We start from the raw sequence: 24,945 nt of genomic DNA on the forward strand, positions 1-24,945 counted from the left end.
TATTTCCTGCCGTGGTTAATTCCACTTTTGACATGGCCAAAACAGGCTTTGAAATTTCCCTTTACCTAACCGGCGTTATGTCGCTATGGCTGGGGTTAATGAAAATCGGTGAAAAGGGCGGAATGGTTAACATCCTCTCCAAACTGGTAGGCCCATTTTTTGTCAGGCTATTTCCAGCTATTCCAAGGGACCATCCGGCCACCGGGTCTATTATTATGAACTTTTCTGCCAACATATTGGGCCTGGACAATGCTGCAACGCCCCTCGGGCTTAAAGCCATGACTGAAATGCAGGATCTAAATCCTGACAAGGACACCGCTTCCAATGCACAGATCATGTTTCTTGTGCTGAATACCTCAGGGCTTTCTATTATCCCACTTACCATACTCGTTGACCGCTCGGTTCTCGGTGCTGCCAATCCTACAGATGTTTTTATTCCTATTTTGTTAGCCACGTTCTGCTCTACCATAGTGGGGCTGATCACAGTGGCTATTTATCAGAAAATAAATCTGTTTGACAGAGTGATCCTCGCTTACCTGGGTGGCCTTACACTGATCATTGGTGGTATTGTTTACTATTTCATGTCGTTGCCTCAGGAGCAAATCGGTGAAGTATCCACAGTGGCCAGTAACTTTATAATTTTCACCCTGATCATCAGCTTCATTGCTCTCGGTCTGAGAAAGCGGATCAACCTTTATGAAACTTTTATAGATGGAGCCAAAGAGGGCTTTCAGATCGCCATTAAAATAATCCCTTACCTGATCGCCATTCTGGTCGCTATTGGTGTGTTCAGGGCCAGCGGCGCCATGAGCTACCTGATCGGGAGCATAGAGTTTTTGGTTTCGCTCACGGGTGCTGACACGGATTTTGTAAAGGCATTGCCCACGGCCATCATGAAACCATTGAGTGGTGGAGCTGCCCGCGGCATGATGATCGAAACTATCAACACCCATGGGGTAGACTCTTTTGCAGGTAAAATGGCCAGCATTTTAAGGGGTGCCACCGAAACAACTTTTTATATTGTAGCTGTTTATTTTGGCTCTGTAAACATAAGAAAAACGCGATATGCAATTACCGCAGGCCTTATTGCAGACTTTGCAGGAATTATTGCAGCAATTCTTTTCGGATATATGTTTTTTCATTAAAATTCATTTAATTATATTTCAATTCTGATTAAACCCTATAAACGTTCTGCGCATGACGAATGATAAAAAATCACACATACAGAAAACCATTTATGATAACGCTAAAAGCCACTTCCTGGGCAACTTTCCTGATTCACTGCCTATAGAGCAGGCATATGTACACATAGGAATGTACCTGGGGTGGGTAATTGAAAATGCCCTTTACTCTGAGTATTTTGAAGACGAAGCTGAAATGCAGATTTTCAGGTTTAAAAGAAAAGAAATATCCTGCACTATTCTGAGTGAGATCTGGGATGGTTATTTGGGGTATGAACTATTCAGCAAACATGGCAACATGTTTACCTACTATTACTATGGCGGTGGCCTTTATAAAAACGACTATGATGAAGTATTGGTAAAAAAGCTTCCTTCCATCTACCACGTGAAAGATACCTGGGAAAATTACGAGGCTATTAAAACCCGCATTGACACCCGGTTTCAGGACTGGAAAAAACTTACCGGAAATGTATAAGCCTTGTCTAACAAGGCTTTTTTTATTCTTATTCCTTTACATTACCCTTTTTATCAAGGATCAACGACGTTGGTACAGTCGCTCCGTTGGTGCCAGCCTCCTTGGTGTCATACTCCACAATAAAGTTCCCTGAGCCTGCATCATAAGCGAGACTCATGGGTTCGGCAGCCAGCTCAACACTCTTCGTCCAGGAAAGTCCATCAGAGCTATAAATTTTGTTAATGACTGCCGTATAGGTTTCCTGCTCCGGCTTAGGCGCATACATCATCACATAATAGATATGACCCGCCTCATCAGCAATGCTTTTACTGGTGATGTTGGTTATGTTTTCCCTGTTAAAGTATTCTTTGTTCAGATCAAATTTCACATGTATTTTGGGCACCCTGGCATTGTTTATTTTTGCGAAATAGCCCTTTACATTATCACTATCCGGGAAGTAAAGTCCTGTTGTCAAATCTTCACCTACAAATAAGGGTGAATAATGTGCCATGCTATCCGCCAGGTTAAACAAAGGAATGGAATCATTTCCGCCGATCAGCCATCTTGAACGCTCGATCATTTTTTCCAGCTCATGATTTTTGGCCCGTTTCTGCTCAATGGCATAATCAAGCTTACCCTTCACAAAGGATTGGAAGTCTTCAATATTCTCAAATTGTGATTCTATATAATACTGGTAATTTTTGCTCTCTTCCTGAAGGTTTTTGCCTATCAATATATTAACAATGCTATCCATGTCATTTAATGCATTGAGGCTATTGTTCAAAACATCCAGTTTATAAAGCACATTTACCGAATCCGTGTAGCTCTTATGATCAATGAGAAGCGATCGGTATCTCAGATCTGCATCTCGCAGAGCAAATACGGCTACAGGCAGTGGCTCTGGATCATACTGAGCAAGCTGGTCAACTATAAGTTTCGGTGAAAGTGCTGACAATCCGCCTGCAACAGACACGGAATCTTTCAACATCGTCTCCTCGAGGGCAGTGAGCTTGCGGTCGTATCCCACTACTTTTTCCCTCAGTGGAAATATTTCATCCTTCATTATTTTGACGGCCTTCTCAACCCACACTGCATAGTCCCAGAAATTGATGATATCAGCCCGGTAATCTGCGGGCGTTTGTCCGTCACGGGAATAGTCCAGGATCTCCTTCCTGATCAGCGATTGGTCATAGCCTGCACCGGAGATTTTACCGATGCTTGATTTGTATTTTTCGAAATTTTCAACGGCATGAACGTAATCCGCTTTCAGTTCATCCAATGTTTTAAGGGTGTTGGCATCTGCTCTCAGATAGAGGATTTTGCGGGTCGGGCTCTGATCGTGAATGGCCTTATACTTCTCCTGGGCGGCACTGTAAGACTCTACCATTTTGGAATGGTACCCTACAGCCTCGGAAACTTTACTTTTTTGATCGTTGAGAGCTTCAATCTTTTTCTCAATGTCAAATTGAACATCGGCCAGCTTTATGCCAAACTTACCTGTTCGTATATCCCTGCGTTTATAGGCCTGGTAATATTCATCGTTGCGTTTCAGTTCCTTTTCATCGATGTAGGTAAGGGCATTACGGTAGAAGATAACAGCAGAATCAATATTAGCAGTTAGTATGTCCGTTTCCAGGAGTACGTCATTTTTCTTTGCCTTTTCCTGATACACCATCGCCATCTGGAAATTGGCATTAGGATGGTCGGCGTTCTTGTCTTCTTTCAAAAACTGCCTGAGAAAAGGCTCTGCATCATCGTACTTTTTTGTGTCCAGTAAAAAGAACAAGTCTTTATACTTAACACTCTGTGCTTCCGCACAGCATACGGAGATACTAACTGCTATTACAAGTAGAATTGCTTTTTTCATAGATCACCAACTATTATAAAAAGCAATTTAGTGATTTTTCAATCCATTTGCAGAAATTAACTATTAAATAGGCCTTTTAGCTTATTGAGTTTTTCCTGCAGGTCTCCCTGAGGCAGGTTCTCCTCTCTTTTGCTCTTTTGTTTTGGAGGATTTTTGCCGAATGGATCACTTTTCATTGATAAGCCAATTCTTTTTCGGTTGGTATCCACCTCCATTACGGTTACGGTTACTTTTTGCTGCACAGTAACCACTTCTGCAGGGTTTTTAACAAAAGAATCAGACAGATGGCTCACGTGTACAAGGCCATCCTGGTGAACCCCAATATCCACAAAAGCTCCAAAGTTTGTAATATTCGTAACGATCCCCGGAAGTTTCATACCTATCTTCAGGTCTCCCATGGTATTAACACCATCCTGAAAACTGAATACTTCAAAGCTCTCACGCGGATCCCGACCGGGCTTGGCCAATTCCTGGATAATATCATTAAGCGTAGGCAGACCAACCGTATCGGTAACATACTTTTTAAGGTCTATCTTATTTCTCAACGTCACATCGTTGATCATGTCCTGCACGGAACAGCCGAGGTCTGAGGCCATTTTCTCAACGATATGATAGCTTTCAGGGTGTACAGCCGAGCTATCCAGCGGATTTTCCGCACCGCGTATCCTAAGGAAACCTGCAGCCTGCTCAAATGCCTTATCTCCAAGCCTTGAAACTTTGGTCAGCGATTTTCTGTCCTTGAACGGACCGTTTTGATTTCTGTGCTCAACAATGGTTTTTGCAAGGCTTGGACCGAGACCAGACACATAGCTAAGAAGTTCTTTACTGGCAGTGTTCAGCTCCACTCCTACAGAGTTCACGCAGCTCATCACCACATCATCAAGGCCATGTTTCAGCGCATTTTGATCCACATCGTGCTGATACTGCCCTACCCCGATAGATTTAGGGTCGATTTTTACAAGCTCAGCCAGCGGGTCCATCAGCCTTCTTCCGATAGATACTGCTCCACGAACCGTTACATCATAGTCAGGAAATTCGTCACGGGCAACATCCGAAGCGGAATATACGGAAGCGCCACTTTCATTTACCATGATCACTAAAATGCTCTTTGGCAAGCCAAGGCCTCTTACAAAGCTCTCAGTTTCACGGCTGGCCGTACCATTACCAATGGCAATAGCCTCAACATCATATTTTTCACAAAGGTATTTTACAAGAGCTCCTGACTCTGCCACCCTTTTTTGAGGTTCGTTGGGGAATATGGCGTCGTTATGCAGAAGTTTTCCTTGCTTATCCAGCACTACTACCTTACAGCCTGTTCTGAATCCCGGGTCTAACGCCAACACGTTTTTCTGCCCTAAAGGAGCAGCCAACAGCAACTGTCTCAGGTTATCTGCAAACACTCTGATGGCTTCTTCATCTGCTTTATTCTTAGAATTGATCCTGATCTCTGTCTCCATGGAAGGCTTCAGCAATCTTTTGTAACAGTCGGCAGCGGCTTCTTTCACCTGCTCTGCGGCTGCATTGGCAGATTTAACGAACTGTCTTTTTAAAAGATCAACTGCCACATCATCGTCAGGTGCTACATCCAGAGATAAGATCATCTCTTTCTCGCCACGTCTCATAGCCAGCAACCTGTGTGACGGTGTTTTGGAAATCGGCTCTTCCCATTCGAAGTAGTCTTTGTATTTCTGGCCTTCTTCTTCCTTGCCCTTGATCACTTTAGATACGATCACAGCCTCCTTCTCGAACAGGTCCCTCATCTTCTTTCTCACTTCCTGATCTTCGTTCATCCATTCGGCAATGATGTCTCTGGCACCCTGCAATGCTTCCTCAGCATTGGCCACCCCCTTCTCTTCATCAATATACTCTGCTGCCAGCTTCTCAAGGTCTACTGACTCCTGCTCGAACAGCACTTTTGCCAGTGGCTCGAGTCCTTTTTCCTTGGCCACGGAAGCCCTTGTCTTTCTCTTTGGCTTGTAAGGGAGGTAAATATCCTCCAACTCTGCCAAAGTCTGCGCTGCGTTGATGGATGCTTCCAGTTCAGGGGTCAGCTTCTCCTGCTTTTCAATAGACTTTAATATAGCCTCTCTCCTTTTATCCAACTCCCTGAGCTGTGTTACCCTGTCCCTGATCGATGTAATGGCAACTTCATCAAGGCTACCCGTCATTTCTTTCCTATACCTTGAAATAAATGGTACAGTGGCTCCTTCATCCAGCAACTCGACTACAGAAAAAGCCTGCTTCTCACTGATTCCCAGCTCTTTGGCTACTATTGAAATATTCTTATCCATTCTAATTATTTATACGTATTATTTTTTGAGGCCGACAAAAATATAAAATTATGAAATAGCCTGCCGACCCATGGGCCTAAAAGTTATTCACATTTTATAAAGTGATTATCAGGTCGGTTAGCAGACATTTAATTTACGAAAAAAGGGAACCTCATTGCAAAATCTTTACGTTATAAGAACTGGTTTTTCGGTTTTTAACTTTATTTTGAGTTGAAACCTTTCTTCAAATTTTATTTTATATGAAAAAGCAACTAAGGGAGTGGGGAATATTTTTGGCTATAGGCTTATTCCTGTATTTTACCGGCCTGTACACTGATGTGGCTGCCCTGGCTCAAAGGGCGATATTAAGCACTGGCCTGATCACCGCAGATACAGAGCTTGAAGATCCCGAAAAAGCTGATTTCAACTTCACTCTACAAACGCTGGATGGTCAAATGGTAAAGCTTGAAGACTTCAAAGGTAAAGTGATCTTCCTCAACCTTTGGGCTACCTGGTGCCCTCCCTGCATCGCTGAAATGCCGGGCATTCAGGACCTGTACGACAAAATTGACAATGAGGACATCGTATTTGTAATGCTATCCATGGACAACAGCGCTGAAAAGCCGAAAAAGTTCATTGATAAAAAAGAGTATACCTTCCCTGTTTATCTTCCTGCCAGCCGCGTACCTGATGTATTCAGGTCGCCTTCCATACCTACCACGTATGTGATATCAAAGGATGGCAAAATCGTTTCCAAGAAAGTGGGAATGGCTAATTATGATACCAAAGCGTTCAGGAATTTTCTGAACAAGCAGGCGTCAAAGGTCAGCAAGTAAGCGCTGCCTTACCTTTTCAACACCTGTTGTTGCATTTTCTTCATACAGGTACAGGTTCGATCTTTTCGATACCTGGGGTAATTTTGGGTCTATAACATACTTGGGCACATGATCAGCAACCAGATCAAGAAGGCCTGCAGCAGGGTATACTACCAATGAAGTGCCTACTACCATAAAAATATCTGCTCCATAAGTTTCTTTGGCTGCAACCTCCATCATGGGTACGAGTTCTCCAAACCAAACGATATTTGGCCTTAGCTGAGAGCCTTTTTCACATTTATCTCCCAGTTTAAGTTCCCAACCATCCATTTCGTAAACCAGGTTTTCATCAGCAGTACTACGGCACTGGAATAGCTGTCCATGAAGGTGGATCACGTTTGATGAGCCTGCTTTTTCATGAAGGTTATCTACATTTTGGGTAACGATGGTTACGTCAAAATCCTCTTCCAGTTTAGCCAAAGCGAGGTGACCGGCATTCGGTTCTGCCTTTAGGGCGGCCTTTCTTCGCTCGTTGTAGAAGTTCAACACAAGCTCAGGGTTCTTCGCCCAGCCCTGTGGAGAAGCGACTTCCATCACATCGTGCCCCTCCCAAAGGCCATTGGAATCCCTGAACGTGGCGATGCCACTTTCCGCACTGATACCTGCTCCTGTAAGAACAACTACCTTCATCATAATATTATTTCTTTTTTCTGCCTCCTTTTTTGGCAGGTGTTTTCTCCGCAAGCTCTATGCACTCCTCCAGTGTAAGTTCTTTAGGTTCTTTACCTTTCGGAATCTTCACATTCTTTTTACCAAACTTAATGTATGGACCATACCTTCCGTTAAGCACCTGAACATCAGGATTCTCATCAAACGATTTGATGAACTTGTTGGCATCTGCCTCACGCTTTTGCTGGATGAGTTCGATAGCCCTGTCGGCCTCTATACTGTAAGGGTCATCATCTTTCGGGATGGATACGAACTTGCCGTCATGCCTGATGTAAGGCCCAAACCTTCCTATGGCAGCCTGCATGGGTTTGCCTTCAAACTCACCTACTTCTCTTGGTAGCTTGAACAGTTCGAGGGCATCTTCCAAAGTAATACTTTCAATAAACTGACCTTTTCTCAAGCTGGCGTATTGAGGCTTCTCATCCTCTTCATCCCCTCCTATCTGGGCTATTGGACCGAATTTACCCAACCTGGCAATTACTTTTTTGCCGGATTTAGGATCGATACCTAACTCCTTTGACTTGGGTACGGAAGAACGCTCAATATTTTCGGTGTTTTCTACTTTGGAGTGGAATTCAGAATAGAATTCGCTGATCATTTTATCCCACTCTTTCAACCCTTGCGCTACTTCATCAAAAAGCTTCTCGACCTCAGCGGTAAAGCTATAGTTGGTCACATTAGGAAAATGCTCAACAAGGAAATCATTTACCACCATGGCCATGTTTGTAGGAAACAGCTTGTTCTTTTCTGTGCCTACAACTTCTGTCAGCGTCTTTGGGGTAACTTTTTTATCCTTAAGTTCCAGTACTGTATATTGTCTCTCGGTACCTTCCCTGCTCTCTTTGATTACATAATTTCTTTTCTGAATGGTCGAAATGGTGGGGGCATATGTTGATGGTCGTCCGATCCCCATTTCTTCCAGCTTCTTCACCAAACTGGCTTCCGTATATCTTGCCGGAGGCCTGGTAAAGCCCTGACGGGCTTTCATGGTATCGAGAATAAGCTCCTGCCCCACTTTAAGCGGTGGAAGCATTCCTTTTTGCTCTTCTCCTTCGTCTTCATCATCGGTAGACTCCAGATAAACGGAAAGAAAACCTTCAAACTTGACCACCTCTCCGGTTGCAACCAGTTGCTGCGGCACGGTAGAGATGCCAATGGTGGCTGTTGTTTTTTCTATTTGGGCATCGGCCATCTGAGAAGCAATTGCCCTTTTCCAGATCAGTTCATACAAACGCTCTCCATTCCTGTCCACTCCGGGGCTGGTAACGGCAAAGTTGGTCGGCCTGATGGCTTCGTGAGCTTCCTGGGCGCCTGATGATTTGGTTTTATATTTTCTGACTTTAACGAAATTGTCTCCGTAAGCTTTTTTGATCTCACTCACTGCACCGTTAACAGCTTCATCCGACAGGTTAACAGAGTCTGTTCTCATATAGGAAATGATACCTGCTTCATAAAGCTTCTGGGCTATGGTCATGGTTTGTGACACGGAGAAGCCGAGTTTTCTACTGGCTTCCTGCTGCAGTGTAGAAGTAGTGAACGGAGGTGCAGGCGACTTTTTGGAGGGCTTCTTTTGCAGGTCTACGATGGAGAATTCTGCATCTTTGCATGCCTCCAGAAACTGTATAGCCTCTTCTTCGGTGTCAAATTTTTTCGGCAGCTCGGCGCTTAGCAGCTTTTTACCACCAAGGTCAAACGTAGCTGTTATTTTATAGGATGAGGCCGGTTCGAATTTCTCAACATCCCTTTCCCTTTCTACTACCAGCCTTACTGCTACAGACTGTACTCGCCCTGCGGAAAGCCCGGTTTTAATCTTTTTCCAAAGGATAGGTGAAAGCTCAAAACCCACAAGCCTGTCAAGCACACGGCGTGCCTGCTGCGCATTAACAAGGTCTATATCAATTCCTCTCGGATTTTTAATCGCATTCTCAATAGCATTTTTGGTGATCTCCCTGAATACGATCCTTCTTGTATTAGTATCGTTAAGGTTCAGGGCCTCCTTTAAGTGCCACGAAATGGCCTCTCCTTCACGGTCATCGTCACTCGCGAGGTAGATAGTCTCTGCTTCCTTAACCAGTTTTTTCAGTTCTTTTACCACCTCTTTTTTATCGGCGGTAATTTCGTAAGTAGGTTTAAAGCCATGCTCTTTGTCAATAGCTTTGTCTCCTTTTGGCAGGTCACGAACGTGACCGTAGCTTGATGTTACTTTGTAATCCTTCCCCAGGTATCCTTCAATTGTTTTGGCCTTTGCAGGAGACTCAACGATGACTAAATTCTTCGGCATATGTTAAATTTCAACTGTTTTGAGAATTTCAAAGATCACTAAAATTTTTAAAAATAAAATTTTTGATCTAATTAAATAATTAGTGAGACATTTGTTAGGTAGGCAAATTAACAACTCTTATTTTAGAAAAGTTATGACTAAAACTTTATTTCTTGCACGCCATGCAAAGGCCTCTGACAAGCAACCCGGGCAGAATGACACAGACCGGGAGCTGAATTCCATCGGGCTTCAAAACTCCACCCGGATGGGCATTAACTTCAGCAACAAAGGTATACAATTCGATATTATTGTCAGCAGCCCGGCCGTCAGGGCACAGGCTACCGCATCCCTCATTGCAGAGCAACTCAAGTACGACACATCTAAAATACATCTAAATCCTGAAATATACGAGGCCTCAACCCGCACACTTCTGCAGGTGATCAATCAGCTCAAGGATGAGTGGAATACCGTACTACTGGTAGGCCATAACCCTGCCATCAGCTATCTGGCTGAGTACCTGACCAAATCAGAAATAGGTGACATGACCACATGTGGTGTGGTAAGTATAGAATTCGAGCTTGATCAATGGAATATGATCTCCGAAGGCACCGGAAAAATGGTCAGTTATGAGTATCCTGATTTGCTCAATTTTTAATTAATTTCGTCCCCCAATTTCGATAGAAAACTATGACGGAGAAAGAAGAGATAATTTCCAAGTTCGACCCCAATGCACCCGGCACCTCGGGAAACTTGTTCGGACTGCCTTTTAATAACGATACTGCTGAGCTGATCATCATACCCGTGCCCTGGGAGGTTACGGTATCTTACACCGCCGGTACCGCCGACGGCCCCGAAGCCATACTTGAAGCCTCTGCCCAGGTGGACCTTTTTGTAAAAGATATACCCGACGCCTGGAAACTGGGCATCAGCATGCTCCCGATTTCACCAGGATTCAAAAGAGAAAATGAAAAGTATCGTGACCTGGCTGCCAGGTACATTCAGTGGCTGGAGGAAAACGATGAGGACTGGATTTCGGACGAGCTAAAAGTCATACCTTCAACAGTTAATGAAATTTGCGAGAAACTAAATATATACGTTAAGTCACAGGCCTTAAAGCAACTCGAACAAGGAAAAATGGTAGGCCTGCTTGGTGGCGACCACAGCACTCCGCTTGGTTTGATGTCTGCCCTGAGTGAGAAATACGACAACTTTGGAATATTGCAGATAGACGCACACGCCGACCTGAGGAAAGCTTATGAAGACTTCACCTATTCGCATGCCTCTATTATGTACAATGCCATGGAGATCCAGCAGATAACCAAGCTGGTACAGGTAGGCATCCGCGATTTTTGTGAAGAAGAAGCAGAATATATTAAAGCATCCAATGGCCGGGTGGTAACTTTTTATGATGAAGACCTGAAATCTGCCTTGCTGGAGGGTTATACCTGGGAAAATATTTGCAAAAACATCATCACCCACCTGCCCGAGCAAGTGTATATCAGTTTTGATATTGATGGCCTTGATCCCAAGCTCTGCCCTAACACCGGGACACCCGTCCCCGGAGGTTTAGAATACCACCAGGTTATGTACCTGTTCAAACAGGTGGTAAAATCCGGCCGCAAAATCATTGGTTTTGACCTCAATGAGGTATCTCCCGGTGAAGATGAATGGGATGCGAATGTCGGAGCAAGGATACTTTACCAGATGAGTAACCTCATGGCTGTGTCGCAAGGTAGGTTGAATATGGTGGTATGAGATAACTCCCCTTAAATTTAGCCTCCCGGAGGTTGAATGGTCATCATTCAGGCACCCCCAATTTATCATTGTGGGTTATTTATTTTTCCTGAAAACCAAAATTCTTAATGAGTACATATACACAAATACTGTATCAAATTGTATTTAGCACGAAAAACAGGGACAAGGTACTGATAAAGAGTGGCCGTGAAACTTTGTACAAATATATCTGGGGAATCCTCAAAAACAACAAGTGTCACCTTTATCGTTTAAATGGTGTTGAAGATCACATTCATATGGTTATACATCTGCACCCAACAGTTGCTTTATCTACTCTTGTTAAAGATATCAAGGTCGCTTCTACTATTTATTGTAAAAGTGAAAATTTATTCCCTGGGTTTCAGGGGTGGCAAGAGGGGTATGGGGCTTTCACTTATGCATTTAAGGAAAAGGGCAGATTGGTTGAATATGTGAAAAATCAGGAGATACACCACAAACAGGTTTCATTCAAAGATGAATATAGAAATCTTTTGAATGAGCACGGAGTTCAGTTCGAAGAGAAGTACCTGCTGTGAGTATTATTCAACCCCTACGGGGTTGTGATTACCATTATTTTACTCCCTCCCCAATTTCATTGGGGGCTATTAATATTTAAGCCTTTTAGGCTTTAAGACTTGAGAGTTATAGGAGTGTTGAATATCTCAAATGCAATTCAGACCTATTCAACACTCTTGGCTGAGTAGATTACTTAACCGCTCCAGAGCTGGTCATTTAACGCCTATTTTTTATCCCAATTTCATTGTGGGTATTCATATCCAGGCCTTTTAGGCTTTACGGCATGAGGGTTATAGGAGTTTTGAATATCTCAAAAAGAAATTCAGACCTATTCAACACTCTTGGCTGAGTAGATTACTTAACCGCTCCAGAGCTGGTCATTTAACGCCTATTTTTTATCCCAATTTCATTGCGGCTATTCATATCCAGGCCTTTTAGGTTTTCCTGCATGAGGAGTTTGGGAGTTTTGAACATCTGCAAGAAAATATACTTCCTTCACTATTAATACCTTAGCAGGGTGGTAATGACTGGAAGCCTTCACATTTATCTTCAACATACTTGATGAGATGATCATCATACGTGCATATCCCGAAGGGATTAAATTTTTTAATAGCCCGGTATGAAATGCCGGGGTGTATTACCTCCATCCCACGCAACCCTGGAAGGGTTAAATAATTTTGTGCACCTTGAAGTATCTTCCTGCTCTCATTAGTTTAGTAATGATGAACAGAAAACCACAACATTACGGCTTAAAACCTATCACTAAAATATCATCCGTCTGTTCATTGTCGTTTTTCCAGTCTTTGATAGTTTGGTTTAGCTTTTGTCTCTGGTCTGCGATAGTTAGTCCCTGGATTTCGTGTAACAATTGTTTGAAGCGGCCTACCATGAACTTTTTGCCTTTCTCTCCGCCGAACTGGTCTGCATACCCGTCTGAGGTGAGGTAAAAGGTTTCATCACCTTTAAGGTCAACGGTATGGTTTTCGAAAAGCATTTCATCAGGTGCTGCCTTTTCTCCTATGGTACGCTTGGTGCCTTTGATCTCCTTAAACTCGCCATGCTGGAAATAATATAACGGGCGGTTGGCTCCTGCAAATACCACTTGCTTTGAGGCATGGTCAATCTTGCACAGGGCTACATCCATACCATGATCCGTCTCCGACTTTTCCCTTTGTTTCAGGGCATTGCGCACCTGCTGATTGAGCTGCATGAGTATTTGGCCGGGCTCATAAATTTTATCCCGGTTGATGATCTGCTCCAGCGATGACATCCCTATCACAGTCATAAATGCACCCGCAACACCATGGCCGGTACAGTCAACAGCCGCAACAATATCCACATCACCCATGTCAGCATACCAGAAGAAATCACCACTCACAATATCCTTCGGCTTGTATAAAATAAACGACCGCTCCACCTTGTCCGGCGATACCTGAAATTGCAAAAGGGAACGTTGCACACTTTTGGCATAATCTATACTTTCGGTGATATTCTGGTTCTTTTCCTCAATTACAAGCTTCTGATGCTCCAGTTTGTTGTTCTGTTTTTCCAGAAGCCGCTTATTTCTCCTTATCTGTTTGTATTTATTCAATATAACTAAGGTAAGCCCCACCCCTATCACAAGGATGACGATGCCAGACGTAATGATGATCTTGTCATTACTAATCCTGAGTTGCTGAAGCTGGCTCTCCATCTGAAGCGACTTGATCTGGTTCTCTTTCTTTTCCAGCTCATAGGCACTTTCCAGCTCGGCTATGCGCTGGCTGCTCTCCTGATCATACAGGCTGTCCTTAGCCTGGTTGTGAAACCGCAGGAAGCTATACGCCAGGAACATATCACCCTTCGAGAAATAAGTTTCTGCTATGGATTGGTAAATGATCGCCAGCAACCGCTTATTGTCGGTTTCCTGTACTATGGACAGTGCCTCATCAAATATTTCCAGGGCCTTATCATAACGTTGTAAGGCCTTTTCAACCATACCTATATTATGCAGGGCATTGGCCTGACCGTTGAGGTCGTTGTTAAACCTCTCCATGTCCAGGGAACTCTCGTAGTACGCCCGTGCATCATCGTATTTCCCTTGGTTATAGTAAATGTTGCCTATGTTATTGAAAGGCACAAAAGCCTTGGAATTATCTTCTATTTCGCCATAAATCGCCAGCGAACGCAGGTAGTATTCCAATGCCTCATCATAATATCCCTGCGCTTCAAATACGTTTCCGATATTGTTTAATGAACCTACAATCCTCAATTTGTGCCCAATACTTTCAAACTGATCATTGGCTTTATAGAAATATTGCAGAGCCTTATCATATTCTCTTTTGAGTGAATATATCGTTCCGATGTTGCTGTAGGTATAGGCCAGTGCATCTACAAATTTGTTTTCTTCCTGTATCCGGAGGGCGCGAATGTAATTTTCCAGGGCCTTATCCAGGTCACCCCTGTTTTTGTATACTACTCCTATGTTGTTGTAAGAAGATGACATACCGCTGGCATCCTTTATTTCCTCGGCCAGCGTCAGTGCCTCCGTGGTATAATCCAGGGCTTTGGCTGCATCATTATTTACGTATTGTTTATACAGCTCATTCAGCAAGATGATTCTCTGTTTCCCCGAAGCCGATGCCAGTGAATTTTCCAGACTATCAATTGTCGTAACAGGGACAGGAGCTTGAATAAAGAGGGAAAAAATAGCTGAAAAAATAATTGTCATTTAGCTGAGCATTTAATTAGCTACAAATCAGAAGTTAGCAAATATGTAAATAATTTCATCGACGAGCGTTAATAATTTATATCTTAGCGCTTTTACCAAACAGAAAGCCTTTGAAATATTTAGAAAGTGTACTTGTAAACTTTGCAAATTGGATATGGGGAATGCCACTCTTAATGCTTCTTATGGGTGGCGGATTGTTTTTTGTTGTCTACTCCCGTTTTATTCCTTTCAAATACTTCTTTCATGCTATTGATGTACTTCGCGGGAAATATGATGATCCGAATGATCCCGGCCAGATCAACCATTACGAAGCACTTTCAACTGCGCTTGCTGCCACTGTAGGTATGGGCAATATCAGCGGTGTGGCTGTAGCTATAGCTGTAGGTGGCCCCGGAGCCATTTTCTGGATGTGGATCAGTGCCTTTGTGGGCATGGCCACTAAATTCTTTACCTGTACACTTTCAATCTTATACCGGGGCAAAGACTCCGCCGGCGAAATTCAGGGTGGCCCCATGTATGTGATCATGGAAGGGCTCGGCAAAGGCTGGAAGCCCCTGGCTGTTATGTTTGCCGTATTCGGACTAATAGGTTGTCTTCCCATATTCCAGGCCAACCAGCTTACCCAGGCCATCCAGGATATTGTGTTGATCCCTAATGGCATCAAAGGTAAAACGATAGACTATGGCCCGCTACACTTTGTTGACACCGACCTTTATATCGGGCTGGCTATACTGGTTTTTGTTTGCCTGGTAATATTCGGAGGGATCAAAAGAATAGGTAAAGTGGCCGGAAAGATGGTACCTGTAATGGTAGTGTTCTACTTCATTTCGGTGGTTATCATTCTTCTGATCAATATCGGTGATGTGCCGCGCTACCTTGGCATGATCATCACCAACGCCTTTACTGCGGATAACTACAATGGTGATGCTCTACTTGGCGGAACCCTCGGAGGGCTGATCGTGCTGGGCGCAAGAAGGGCCGCTTTTTCCAATGAAGCCGGTATTGGTACTGCTCCTATGGCACATGGTGCTGCTAAAACCATGGAGCCGGTGCGCGAAGGGCTGGTAGCCATGCTCGGGCCATTTATTGATACCATAATAGTGTGTACACTTACAGCTCTGGCCATTCTGATTACCGGGGTTTGGCAAACTACCGACAGCAACGGGGTGACGCTTACCGCCAATGCCTTTGAGTCTGCATTTCCAGGATTTGGCCATTATATTCTCATGGTCTGCATTTTAATTTTCTCCATAACTTCCTTATTCTCATACTCTTACTACGGAACCAAGTGTATGAGTTTCTTAATTGGTGCAGACAAAAGCCACTATTACAACTATATCTACGTAGTGACCATATTATATGGCGCTATCTCTTCTCTGGCAGCTATTATCAGTTTGATAGATTCGGCTTTTGCCTTGATGTCTATCCCTACTGTAACTTCGGCTTTGATTCTGGCTCCGAAGGTTAAAAAAGCTGCCGATGAATATTTCAGGCGCCTTAATACAAAGGGCTAGCAATATATTGTGTGTAAAATGGTAGCCCTTTTCTGGATAATTTTATAATTTGTTATTACACTTAAGATTAACATGAAAAAGCTGCTACTGATTTTTATTGGCCTGTGTTCATTCTCTTTCGCATCGGGCCAGGGTTGTAGTGATGCCGGCTTCTGCACTATGGGTGCCATGAGTCCGGGACAGGTCTACACCAAAAAAATCAATTTTAAACTAAGGGCCCTGGAACTCAACCAATACAGGGGCACAACCAAGCTAACACCGGTAATTAATGTTACTACTCTCGATTTCACCTTTGGGATCACTGAAAACACGTCATTTCAGGTGAAGCTTCCTTATCAGTGGGTAAAGGGAAACCTGGGAAAAACATCAGGTGTTGGTGATATCTCCTATAGTTTTACGCATAATTTTAAGTCTACCGAAAACTATCATATCAATGCTACACTGGGAGGAAAAATACCTTCCGGAAAATCTGATCTGGAGGGTGATGACAAGCCTGAATTTACCTCCGACGGGCAGCCTCATGACTTGCCTATGTACTACCAGGTCAGTCTTGGTACGTGGGACATCGTAGCAGGCGCTTCTTACATCAGCAAAAAGTGGATGTTTGCTACGGGAATTCAAGTACCTGTCAGCCATAACAATCAGAACGACTTCCAATATGAGGAATGGAGCGGGTACCCGGATCCCGGTTATTTGCGCAGTCACCACCTGGCCAATGACCTGAAAAGAGGGACAGACGTCATGCTGCGTGCGGAAAGGGCTTTTCACTTCTCCAATCTGGACATCAGGCTCGGCGTATTGCCTATTTTCAGGATCACCAAAGACGAAATCACCGAAAATGGTGAGCGTGTAAAACTTGACGGTACTACAGGAATGGCACTTTCGGGGATTTTAGGTGTAGCCTATCATTTCAATGTGTACCATACTGCCAAGGTACTTTTAGGCCACAAATTTACTGACCGCGATGTGAACCCAGACGGACTCACGCGCGAAAATGTGGCTTCCATTGCATACGTAATCCGCTTCTAAAGATGCGTAGTCTGATCATCACTGCTATTTTATCAGCAGCCGTTATACATACCTCTTTTGGTCAAGACACATGTGAAGGGCTAAGAGGGCTGCTGGATAAGGGGGAAATTGAGCAGGCTGCGGCCTTGGCTCAACAAGTACAAGCTACAGAGCATGCTAGCTGCAACAATCTGCTTGGTGAGGTATACCTGCGAAAAGGCCGTAACGATGTAGCCCTGAACTACTTTGAAACGGCACTCAAGTTATCAAAAGACGGATCGGAAGACCAGGCTGCCAGCCTGAATAACCTTGGGTTAGTCTTTTGGAATACCGGAAGCAGCGCCAGCGCCAAGGACTATATTTCCCAGGCTCTGGCCATACGCAGCAAGCTCTATGATGCAGGCCATGAAAAGCTGGCCGCTTCATACAATGACCTCGGGCTGGTTTCAACCAACCCTGATGAAGCCCTGGAAACTTACGAAAAGGCACTGGCCATCTATCAGGACATCTATGGGGAGAACCATCAGAAAGTAGCTCAGGCTAAGGCCAATATCGGGATAATATACAGGAACATAGAGCTGTTTGGCGATGCCCAGAATTATTTCAATGAAGCTTTAAATATCTGGCAGAACCTACACCCTGACGGCCACCCCAATGAAGGCTTTATCCATACCAACCTGGGCAGGACATACCAGTTGATGAATAACCTTGATGTAGCCAAAGAATATTATGAGAAAGCCCTGGCTGTTTATCAAAAACACTATGGGACAAAACATCCTGAAATAGCCAGAACGCTGAACCTGATCGGCAACGTTTATAATATTAAAGGTGAGTTTGAACCGGCCCTCTCCTATTATCAGAAAGCCCTGATCGCCAATGCAAAGACTTTCGACAACCAAGACCTGGAGGCCAACCCTTCAACGGATGAATATTTCAATGCCAACACCCTGTTGAATACGCTTTTTTATAAAGCCCAGGCACTGGAAGACCTGCACCACAACCTCACCCTGAAATTCAAAGATGCCAAACTTAGCCTTACTACCTTGCAGGTGGCCGATACGCTGGTAGACAAGATCAGGCAGATCAGCACCAATGAAGCGGATAAGCTTGAGCTCGGGGAGATTTCTGCTCAGGTTTACGAAAATGGTGTCCGCCTTTGCTATTATATGGCTGATGTGGCTGTAAAAAAAGACCCCTATTATGAACTGTCTTTTTATTTTGCCGAAAAGAGTAAGTCATCGGTTCTGCTGGAGGCCATTTCGGATGCATCTGCCAAATCATTCGCTAACATACCAGATAGCAAACTGAGCGAAGAAAACGAACTCAAATCAGAGATTGCTTACTATGAGCAAAAGCTGGCACAGAAGCCTGAGGAAGCTGTAGCCTCCAAATACCGGGAAAGGCTTTTTGCGCTTAAGCAACGATACAATGTATTTATTGCAGACCTTGAAAAGAATTACCCTCAGTACTTTAACCTGAAGTACAATGTACCCATACCTTCTGTATCGCAGTTGCAGGAGACATTGAAGGAAAACCAGGCCATTGTCAGCTACTTCATAGCTGATCGCTCTAAAAGGCTGTATGTATATCAGATCAGCCAGGGCAAGTTTAACGCCTACAATGTACCACAAACTGAGAATTTTGACCGTTACCTGAGTGGGCTTAGGAACAGCCTTTACTTTAAGGAGGATGAGATCTTTGCACTTACGGCGGATGAATTATATGAAATACTTTTCCCGGGCTCAGTGCACAAATCGGTAGACCACCTCATAGTGATACCAGCAGGAAGATTGGGCACAGTACCTTTTGAGGCGCTACTCACCCGCTCTGCCAAAGGTTTCCCTTTGGATTATAAATCACTGGACTACCTCATCAATGACTATGCTATCAGCTACCAGTATGCTTCTGCTTTATATTATCAAAACCATTTAAACCCGAGGCAAGCCAATCAAAAACCATCGGCCTTTCTTTGTGCTCCCGTAACGTTTTCCCAGCTAGACGACCTTCCGGGAACAAACCAGGAGGTGTCTAACCTGCAGCAGATCCTGTCGGGCAAGGGCATAAAGCCGGAGGTATACCTGGAAGCCAATGCCAGTGAGGAAATTGTAAAATCCAAAAACCTGAAAGATTACCGTTACCTGCATTTTGCTACGCACGGGGTGGTCAATGAAAACAATCCGGCTTTATCCAGAATATTCCTCAAAGAAAGCGAGACCAACGATGGCAATCTCTTCTCCGGCGAGATCTATAACCTTCAACTGGGCGCTGACCTTGTAACGCTCTCTGCATGCGAAACCGGCCTGGGCAAAGTCTCAAAAGGTGAAGGCATCATCGGGCTTTCAAGGGCCCTCGTATATGCCGGTGCCAATAATATTGTGGTATCCTTATGGAGCGTTGCCGATGCTTCAACCTCCAACCTGATGATTGACTTCTATGGCAACATTTCAGGCAATGACTACAGCGCCGGACTCAGACAGGCCAAATTGAAGATGATCCGGACCGGTGATTTTTCAAAGCCTTATTACTGGGCACCTTTTATTTTGATCGGGCAGTAAGTGGCTGGTTGCTTGTTTCTGGTTGGCTGATGGCTGGCAGTAAAATTGTCGTATATCTACTTTTATTTTTAATTTATTGGACAATACGGTTAAAATTTAAATTGGTTCAATTAGATTAATTATTATATTTAAATAATTTTTATACCAATTTATTAACAAAACTATTTATGAAGAGATTTTTTAATCGTAAGGCTAAAGTGCTAATTGTTGGTTTTCTACTTGCTGCAAGTTCAGTAGGCCATGCCAGTGTATATCTCAGATACCACAATAAGGACTCTAAAAATCATGTATTTACAGTTAGGATAGCCGGAATGACCAAAACAGTAGAGTTTGGCAGCAGCAGAACTGCATCCGTTACTATCGCCGGAGGAAGTGAAGAAGCGGAGATCCAGACCGCCTGCGGATGGGAAAAAGTTAAAGATGGTGATAACATTACCATTAAAGATGGTTGTATAGATTAATGATAACAACATTACTTAACGTCTGAATTTTATCAATTAATGAGGTCATCCTTAATAATTAAAATTCAGAGCCGTGGAAAAAGCCGGTCAAAATAATGATCGGCTTTTTTCGTTATCGTTGGCGGCATTACTACGGTCAGTACTTCTAAACAGCTAAGCTTTACCAAACTTTTGAAAGTTTAGTAAAGCCGCTATTTAGCTCTGTTCGCACCATTCTAAAACTAAAATTTTGCCGTAGAATATTCAAAATCCCAACTTACCGATCACTGCTCACTGTTTACCATTTTTACTTGTTCACCGATCACCGTTTACCAGCCTCCGAAAACTGGTCACCCAAAACTACTCATACCTCAGCGAGTCCACGGGATTCACTCTGGCGGCTTTTACGGTCTGGAAGCTTACTGTTATCAGTGCGGACAGTATTACGGCGGCGCCGGCGACTATGAATGTCCAGAGGGCGATGTTGTCGCGATAGGCGAAACCATTTAGCCATTGGGTCATGCCGTAGTAGGTTAAAGGTATGGCTATGATGATGGCAATTGCTATGAGCTTGATAAAGTCTTTGGACAGCAAAAAGAATATGCTGTTTACTGATGATCCCAGCACTTTTCTGATCCCGATTTCTTTGGTCTTTTGGCGGGCCGTGAAAGCTGAAAGGCCGAAAAGTCCCAGACAGCCGACGATAATGGCCAGTACAGAGAACGAGGCAAACAGGTTTCCAAACTTCTGTTCGTTCTCATATTGCCGGTTAAAGTAGTCATCGAGAAAGAAGTAAGAGAACGGATTGCCGGGAAAGGCCTTTTCCCAGCTTGCCTCTACATGTTTAATGGTCTCGTCGAGGTTGGTGGTACTTACTTTCATGGAGTAAAACTCGCCCCCATACAGGGTGCAGTAAAATATAATGGGGTCCTGTGCTTTTTGAAGCGACTCCTGATGGTAATCGTTAACCACCCCTACCACGATAGCGCTCCAGTCATAACCAGGAACTACCAAAGTCTGGCCAATGGCATCTTCGGGTTTTTCGAAACCCAGAAGCTTAACCGCAGAGTTGGTAATGATCACCGAAGTATCGGGGTCGTTGGGGTATTGCTCTGAAAACGTCCTGCCGGCCAGAAGCTCCATACCGAAAACATCAATGAAATTATAGTCCATGCTATTCATGCGAAGGGTTACTGCATCATCATCCGGGCTGCCGTAGCGTTTGACCCCGGCCTTATATTCCCTCTTTTTGCCGGGAATGGTAATAGATGTAGAAACTCCCTGAACAGCCGGATGCTGCCCCAGTTGCTCACGGAACACATCAATATTGGATGAAAACGCCTGGCGGTCACGTGGAGCAACGCCCGGCCGCTCTACTACCAGCACCTGATCGATCTCCATACCAATGTCCATACTTCGCATATAAGATAGTTGGTTATAAACGATGATAGTGCCAGAGATCAGGGCTACTGATGCTATGAACTGGAAAACCACAAGTGATTTTCTTAACAATGCTCCCCTTCCCGAATTTCTCAACTTGCCTTTAAGCACACTGACAGGCCTGAACGAAGAGAGGAAAAATGCCGGGTAAAGACCTGTCAGCAACGTACCTACTACCCAGATCAGTAAACAGTAAAGGATAAACCATCCTTCAAAAAGCTGAAAGAATGACAACGAAAGACCCGACATTTGATTGAACAGGGGCATAACCAAAGCGATGATGATAAAAGAAAATAGCAATGCGGCCAAATTCACTATGGCAGATTCAATGAGAAACTGCCTCATAAGCTGGCCTTTAAATGCTCCCAGCGCCTTACGCACGCCCACTTCATTGGCCCTTTCCATGGCTTTGGCGGTAGACAGGTTTACATAATTCACCCAGGCAATCAGCAGGATGAAGAAAGCTATTAAAGCCAGGGCATAGACATTCCTGCCATTACCATTGGCTTCTGCTTCATCGGCCAGCTTCGAATAAAGGTGAATATCTGTAATAGGTTGAAGTTTCAGAACATCCTCCCGGTTGGCCTCAATCAGGTCGGGAGAATATTTGCTGATCAGCCCGGGCAGTTTCTGAGCTACCACCTCAGGGTCTGTGCCCGGGTTAAGCTTTACATAGGTGTACATGTCCTTTCTTCGCCACGATTCATTGTAGCGGGCCGGAGCCCAGTCGCCACGGGAGTACAGGGTCTCATAGGAAAACAGCACATCGAACTTCAAATGGGTATTGGCTGGCAGCGTTTTAAAGACACCTGTTACTTTGCATAATTCGTTGTTGAAATCATCGTCTTGCAGGTGGAGCATTTTACCGATTGGTTCTTCCTCTCCGAAGTACATCCTGGCGTACTCTTCGGAGATAACTGCTGAAAGGGGTTCGGCCAGGGCAGTTGCGGCATTGCCTTTGACCATTTCATAGCCAAACATGGGTAGAAATGCCGAATCAGCATACAGGAAGTGCCGGTGCTTGTACATGACAGGGCCATTGGGCGCATCTTCATAGGTAATCACCAGATTATTTTTGTAGCCCATGTTGTAAAGGCGTGCATATCCTGCTACTTCAGGAACCTCTTCCAGCATGGCCGGTCCTACTCCGGGGTAGTTTTCCGCGGACTCCGTCATCATCTCATTGTTGAGGTACTGCTCAAGGGTCACCCTGTAAATGTTTTCTGATTGAGGGATAAACCTGTCGTAGCTCAGTTCAAAATTGACGTACTGTACGATCAGTAAAAATGCGGCAATGCCTATGGCCAGGCCTAGTACATTGACGATAGAAAATACTTTGCTCTTCAGTATGCTGCGAAAAGCAACTTTGAGGTAATTTTTGACCATGGTTGTTGTGTTTTGAGTTTTATAGTAGACCTGCTTAATTGAAAGAAGTTACAAAAAATCCGCAAAAAACTTAGAATCAAGTCTTTATAAAATCAACACAACCTCTGTAAGCCAAGCACTTACACCTTCGACATGGACAGGCTGAATACAAAAATGATTTTTGTCTAATTTAAAAAATACCTGGCCAGGACTTCTCCGACAAAATAGGCAAGAAATGCAGCCAATCCACCGAGTAAGAGTGTTTCCAGTACTCCTTTCACCCATCGTGTATTGGTGACGATGCTCTTTAAATAACCGACAAACATAAGTGCGATACCTGTGGCTATGGACGACATCATGAAAAGGTTATCGGTGGCGAAGTCAAAAAGAGCGGCAAAAACATAAGCCAGTAGCGGGATGATACCAATGACGCTAAAAGAAGCAAATGTAGCGAAGGCTGTTTTAAAAGGGGTTTTATCATCTTTGGTCATTTCCAGCTCTTCTTTCATCATGGTATCCACCCATATATCTTTATCTGCGGTTATAACTTCCACTACCTTCTCCAGCAATTCGCCCTCAAAGCCTTTGGCAGCATATATTTCACGGATCTCCTCCACTTCCCTTTCCCTCAGGTTATCCACTTCCCAATATTCAACAGCTTTATGCTTTTCAAAATTATCCCGATCGGCTTTGACCGAAAAGAAATTACCCACTGACATAGAAAAGCCATCAGCTATGAGATTGGCAAATCCAAAGATCAGCACCCAGGTAAGGTCAGCACTGGCTCCTGCTGCCCCTGCCACTACGGCAAAGGTAGTGATAGCGCCATCTATACCGCCATAGACAAACTCGGCAATATAGTCTTTGTTGAAGACCCAAACCTTCCCTTCGTCGTGAAGTTTCTTTTCCGAAATAACCTTGCTCATAACCCTAAGTTAGCAAAGTCCCACGATTCCTCATTGTCGTAGCAGATGTGGCCTGCTTCAATTTTTAAAGGGGAAGGAATGTTATTATGGTACAACTGCCCGGTACCCAGCCCCTGGTAGCCCTGTGCATTCAGGTAGGGAGACATCTGGCAAACCGCATTAAGGCCAATGTTGGATTCCAGTGCCGAGGTAAGCCACCATCCAATCCCCATAGACTCTGCTATTTCTATCCACTCTTTACAGGAATAGATCCCTCCTACCAGGGTTGGCTTTAAAATGATGTATTGCGGCCTGATCTTTTCCAGTAGCTGCTGTTTTGCATCCTTACCATACACGCCTATCAGCTCTTCGTCCAGGGCGATATCCACCGGTGTATTCTGGCAAAGTCTGGCCATCTCATCCGGCTGTCCGGCGGCAATAGGCTGCTCTATGGAATGTAGCCTGTATTTGCTCAGGGCTTTCAGTTTATCCATGGCTTCATGTATCTTAAAAGCGCCATTGGCATCGACCCGCAGCGTAATGTCACTTTGATAGTATTTTCTTCTCACGTAATCCAGAATATCACATTCCTTTTCAAAATCGAGGCTGCCGATCTTCATTTTTATACAGTCAAACCCAGCATCCACCTTATTGGAAATTTGCAGCAGCATAGCTTCCATATGCCCCATCCAGATCAGTCCGTTTATCGGTATTCTCATTTCAGACCGTGCAAAGCCATTGTTAAAGATCACCCGCTTACCACCATTCAGCAAGTCAAGAAGCGCAGTTTCCATCCCAAAGCGGGCTGCAGGCAAATCCGCACCGGCAAGTTCACCGGCAATCCGGAATATTTCTTCTTCTGACGTAGGCAAGTCCATGCCGTCAAGGTTTTTCAGGCATTCTTCGAGCCGTTCGCCCAGGTCTTCCCGGTCATCTATGCTGAGCTTCTTCAAAGGGCCACACTCGCCAAGTCCAAACACCTCAGGCCGTGAGGTGTCCCATACCTTTATGATCCATGTTTCTTTCTCTTTTAAAACACCTCTCGAGGTGCCGGCATCAAACTTAAAATTCAGGATATACTTTTGGTAAGATGTTTTTAAGGGCATAGCGTGATCAGATAAGGGCACAATTTGAAAGATTTAT

18 protein-coding genes are annotated in these 24,945 nt (G+C 44.2%); 10 read left to right on the forward strand and 8 right to left on the reverse strand.

Annotated elements, in window-relative coordinates; translation table 11 throughout:
- Both E1163_RS26655 and E1163_RS26660 read left to right on the forward strand, forming a co-directional pair.
- The coding region (locus E1163_RS26655; RefSeq protein ID WP_155176181.1) for a nucleoside recognition domain-containing protein at positions 1 to 1,145 on the forward strand (1,145 nt) is incomplete at its 5' end.
- A 52-nt stretch (positions 1,146 to 1,197) separates the two neighbouring features.
- A complete protein-coding gene (locus E1163_RS26660; RefSeq protein ID WP_155176183.1) occupies positions 1,198 to 1,656 on the forward strand; it encodes a DUF7832 domain-containing protein in 459 nt (152 codons plus the stop codon).
- Positions 1,657 to 1,684: 28 nt separating this feature from the next.
- Here E1163_RS26660 and E1163_RS26665 read toward each other — a convergent pair whose 3' ends face one another.
- Both E1163_RS26665 and E1163_RS26670 read right to left on the reverse strand, forming a co-directional pair.
- A complete protein-coding gene (locus E1163_RS26665) occupies positions 1,685 to 3,502 on the reverse strand; it encodes a tetratricopeptide repeat protein (RefSeq protein ID WP_155176185.1) in 1,818 nt (605 codons plus the stop codon).
- A 56-nt stretch (positions 3,503 to 3,558) separates the two neighbouring features.
- The gene (locus E1163_RS26670; protein WP_155176187.1) at positions 3,559 to 5,793 is read right to left on the reverse strand and encodes a Tex family protein; all 2,235 of its coding nucleotides are present in this window, start codon (positions 5,791 to 5,793) and stop codon (positions 3,559 to 3,561) included.
- A 239-nt stretch (positions 5,794 to 6,032) separates the two neighbouring features.
- Between E1163_RS26670 and E1163_RS26675 the strand changes: the two genes are divergently transcribed.
- The gene (locus E1163_RS26675; protein ID WP_155176189.1) at positions 6,033 to 6,608 is read left to right on the forward strand and encodes a TlpA family protein disulfide reductase; all 576 of its coding nucleotides are present in this window, start codon (positions 6,033 to 6,035) and stop codon (positions 6,606 to 6,608) included.
- Here the strand turns inward: E1163_RS26675 and E1163_RS26680 are convergent.
- Entirely contained in the window at positions 6,591 to 7,280 is a 690-nt protein-coding gene (locus E1163_RS26680) for an SIR2 family NAD-dependent protein deacylase (protein WP_155176191.1), read from the reverse strand. The two genes, E1163_RS26675 and E1163_RS26680, sit on opposite strands and share 18 nt — an antisense overlap.
- A gap of 4 nt (positions 7,281 to 7,284) precedes the next feature.
- Positions 7,285 to 9,597 (reverse strand): type I DNA topoisomerase, encoded by a 2,313-nt coding sequence (gene topA, locus E1163_RS26685; protein ID WP_155176193.1) that lies wholly within the window; start codon positions 9,595 to 9,597, stop codon positions 7,285 to 7,287.
- Positions 9,598 to 9,730: 133 nt separating this feature from the next.
- Between topA and E1163_RS26690 the strand changes: the two genes are divergently transcribed.
- From E1163_RS26690 to tnpA, 3 genes are all read left to right on the forward strand, one after another.
- Positions 9,731 to 10,231, forward strand: a complete 501-nt coding sequence (locus tag E1163_RS26690) for a SixA phosphatase family protein (protein WP_155176195.1) — start codon at positions 9,731 to 9,733, stop codon at positions 10,229 to 10,231.
- 32 nt (positions 10,232 to 10,263) lie between these two features.
- Positions 10,264 to 11,331, forward strand: coding sequence for an agmatinase family protein (locus E1163_RS26695; protein WP_155176198.1), 1,068 nt, complete (start codon positions 10,264 to 10,266; stop codon positions 11,329 to 11,331).
- Between the two features lie 107 nt (positions 11,332 to 11,438).
- On the forward strand, positions 11,439 to 11,885 hold the full coding sequence (tnpA, locus tag E1163_RS26700; protein WP_155176199.1) for an IS200/IS605 family transposase: 447 nt from the start codon (positions 11,439 to 11,441) through the stop codon (positions 11,883 to 11,885).
- Between the two features lie 722 nt (positions 11,886 to 12,607).
- Here the strand turns inward: tnpA and E1163_RS26705 are convergent.
- Positions 12,608 to 14,575, reverse strand: a complete 1,968-nt coding sequence (locus tag E1163_RS26705) for a tetratricopeptide repeat protein (RefSeq protein ID WP_155176201.1) — start codon at positions 14,573 to 14,575, stop codon at positions 12,608 to 12,610.
- Between the two features lie 110 nt (positions 14,576 to 14,685).
- On the opposite strand from E1163_RS26705, the gene E1163_RS26710 reads away from it, so the two are divergent.
- The 4 genes from E1163_RS26710 (at position 14,686) to E1163_RS26725 (ending at position 20,113) form a co-directional block, all read left to right on the forward strand.
- Positions 14,686 to 16,089 carry an alanine/glycine:cation symporter family protein gene (locus E1163_RS26710; RefSeq protein ID WP_155176203.1) on the forward strand — a complete coding sequence of 468 codons (1,404 nt, stop codon included), beginning with the start codon at positions 14,686 to 14,688 and terminating at the stop codon, positions 16,087 to 16,089.
- Between the two features lie 72 nt (positions 16,090 to 16,161).
- Positions 16,162 to 17,118, forward strand: coding sequence for a hypothetical protein (locus E1163_RS26715; protein WP_155176205.1), 957 nt, complete (start codon positions 16,162 to 16,164; stop codon positions 17,116 to 17,118).
- A gap of 2 nt (positions 17,119 to 17,120) precedes the next feature.
- The gene (locus E1163_RS26720) at positions 17,121 to 19,652 is read left to right on the forward strand and encodes a CHAT domain-containing protein (RefSeq protein WP_155176207.1); all 2,532 of its coding nucleotides are present in this window, start codon (positions 17,121 to 17,123) and stop codon (positions 19,650 to 19,652) included.
- 167 nt (positions 19,653 to 19,819) lie between these two features.
- Positions 19,820 to 20,113, forward strand: a complete 294-nt coding sequence (locus E1163_RS26725) for a hypothetical protein (RefSeq protein WP_155176209.1) — start codon at positions 19,820 to 19,822, stop codon at positions 20,111 to 20,113.
- Positions 20,114 to 20,452: 339 nt separating this feature from the next.
- Here the strand turns inward: E1163_RS26725 and E1163_RS26730 are convergent, their stop codons facing one another.
- From E1163_RS26730 to E1163_RS26740, 3 genes are all read right to left on the reverse strand, one after another.
- Positions 20,453 to 22,918, reverse strand: coding sequence for an ABC transporter permease (locus E1163_RS26730; protein WP_155176211.1), 2,466 nt, complete (start codon positions 22,916 to 22,918; stop codon positions 20,453 to 20,455).
- A gap of 164 nt (positions 22,919 to 23,082) precedes the next feature.
- Entirely contained in the window at positions 23,083 to 23,823 is a 741-nt protein-coding gene (locus tag E1163_RS26735; RefSeq protein WP_155176213.1) for a VIT1/CCC1 transporter family protein, read from the reverse strand.
- Complete coding sequence (locus tag E1163_RS26740; RefSeq protein WP_155176216.1) at positions 23,820 to 24,908, reverse strand: o-succinylbenzoate synthase; 1,089 nt, start codon at positions 24,906 to 24,908, stop codon at positions 23,820 to 23,822. Before E1163_RS26740 ends, E1163_RS26735 begins: the two co-directional genes overlap by 4 nt.
- Positions 24,909 to 24,945: the final 37 nt, after the last annotated feature.

Origin of the sequence: Fulvivirga kasyanovii (genome assembly GCF_009711405.1) — a bacterium.
Taxonomy (GTDB): domain Bacteria; phylum Bacteroidota; class Bacteroidia; order Cytophagales; family Cyclobacteriaceae; genus Fulvivirga; species Fulvivirga kasyanovii.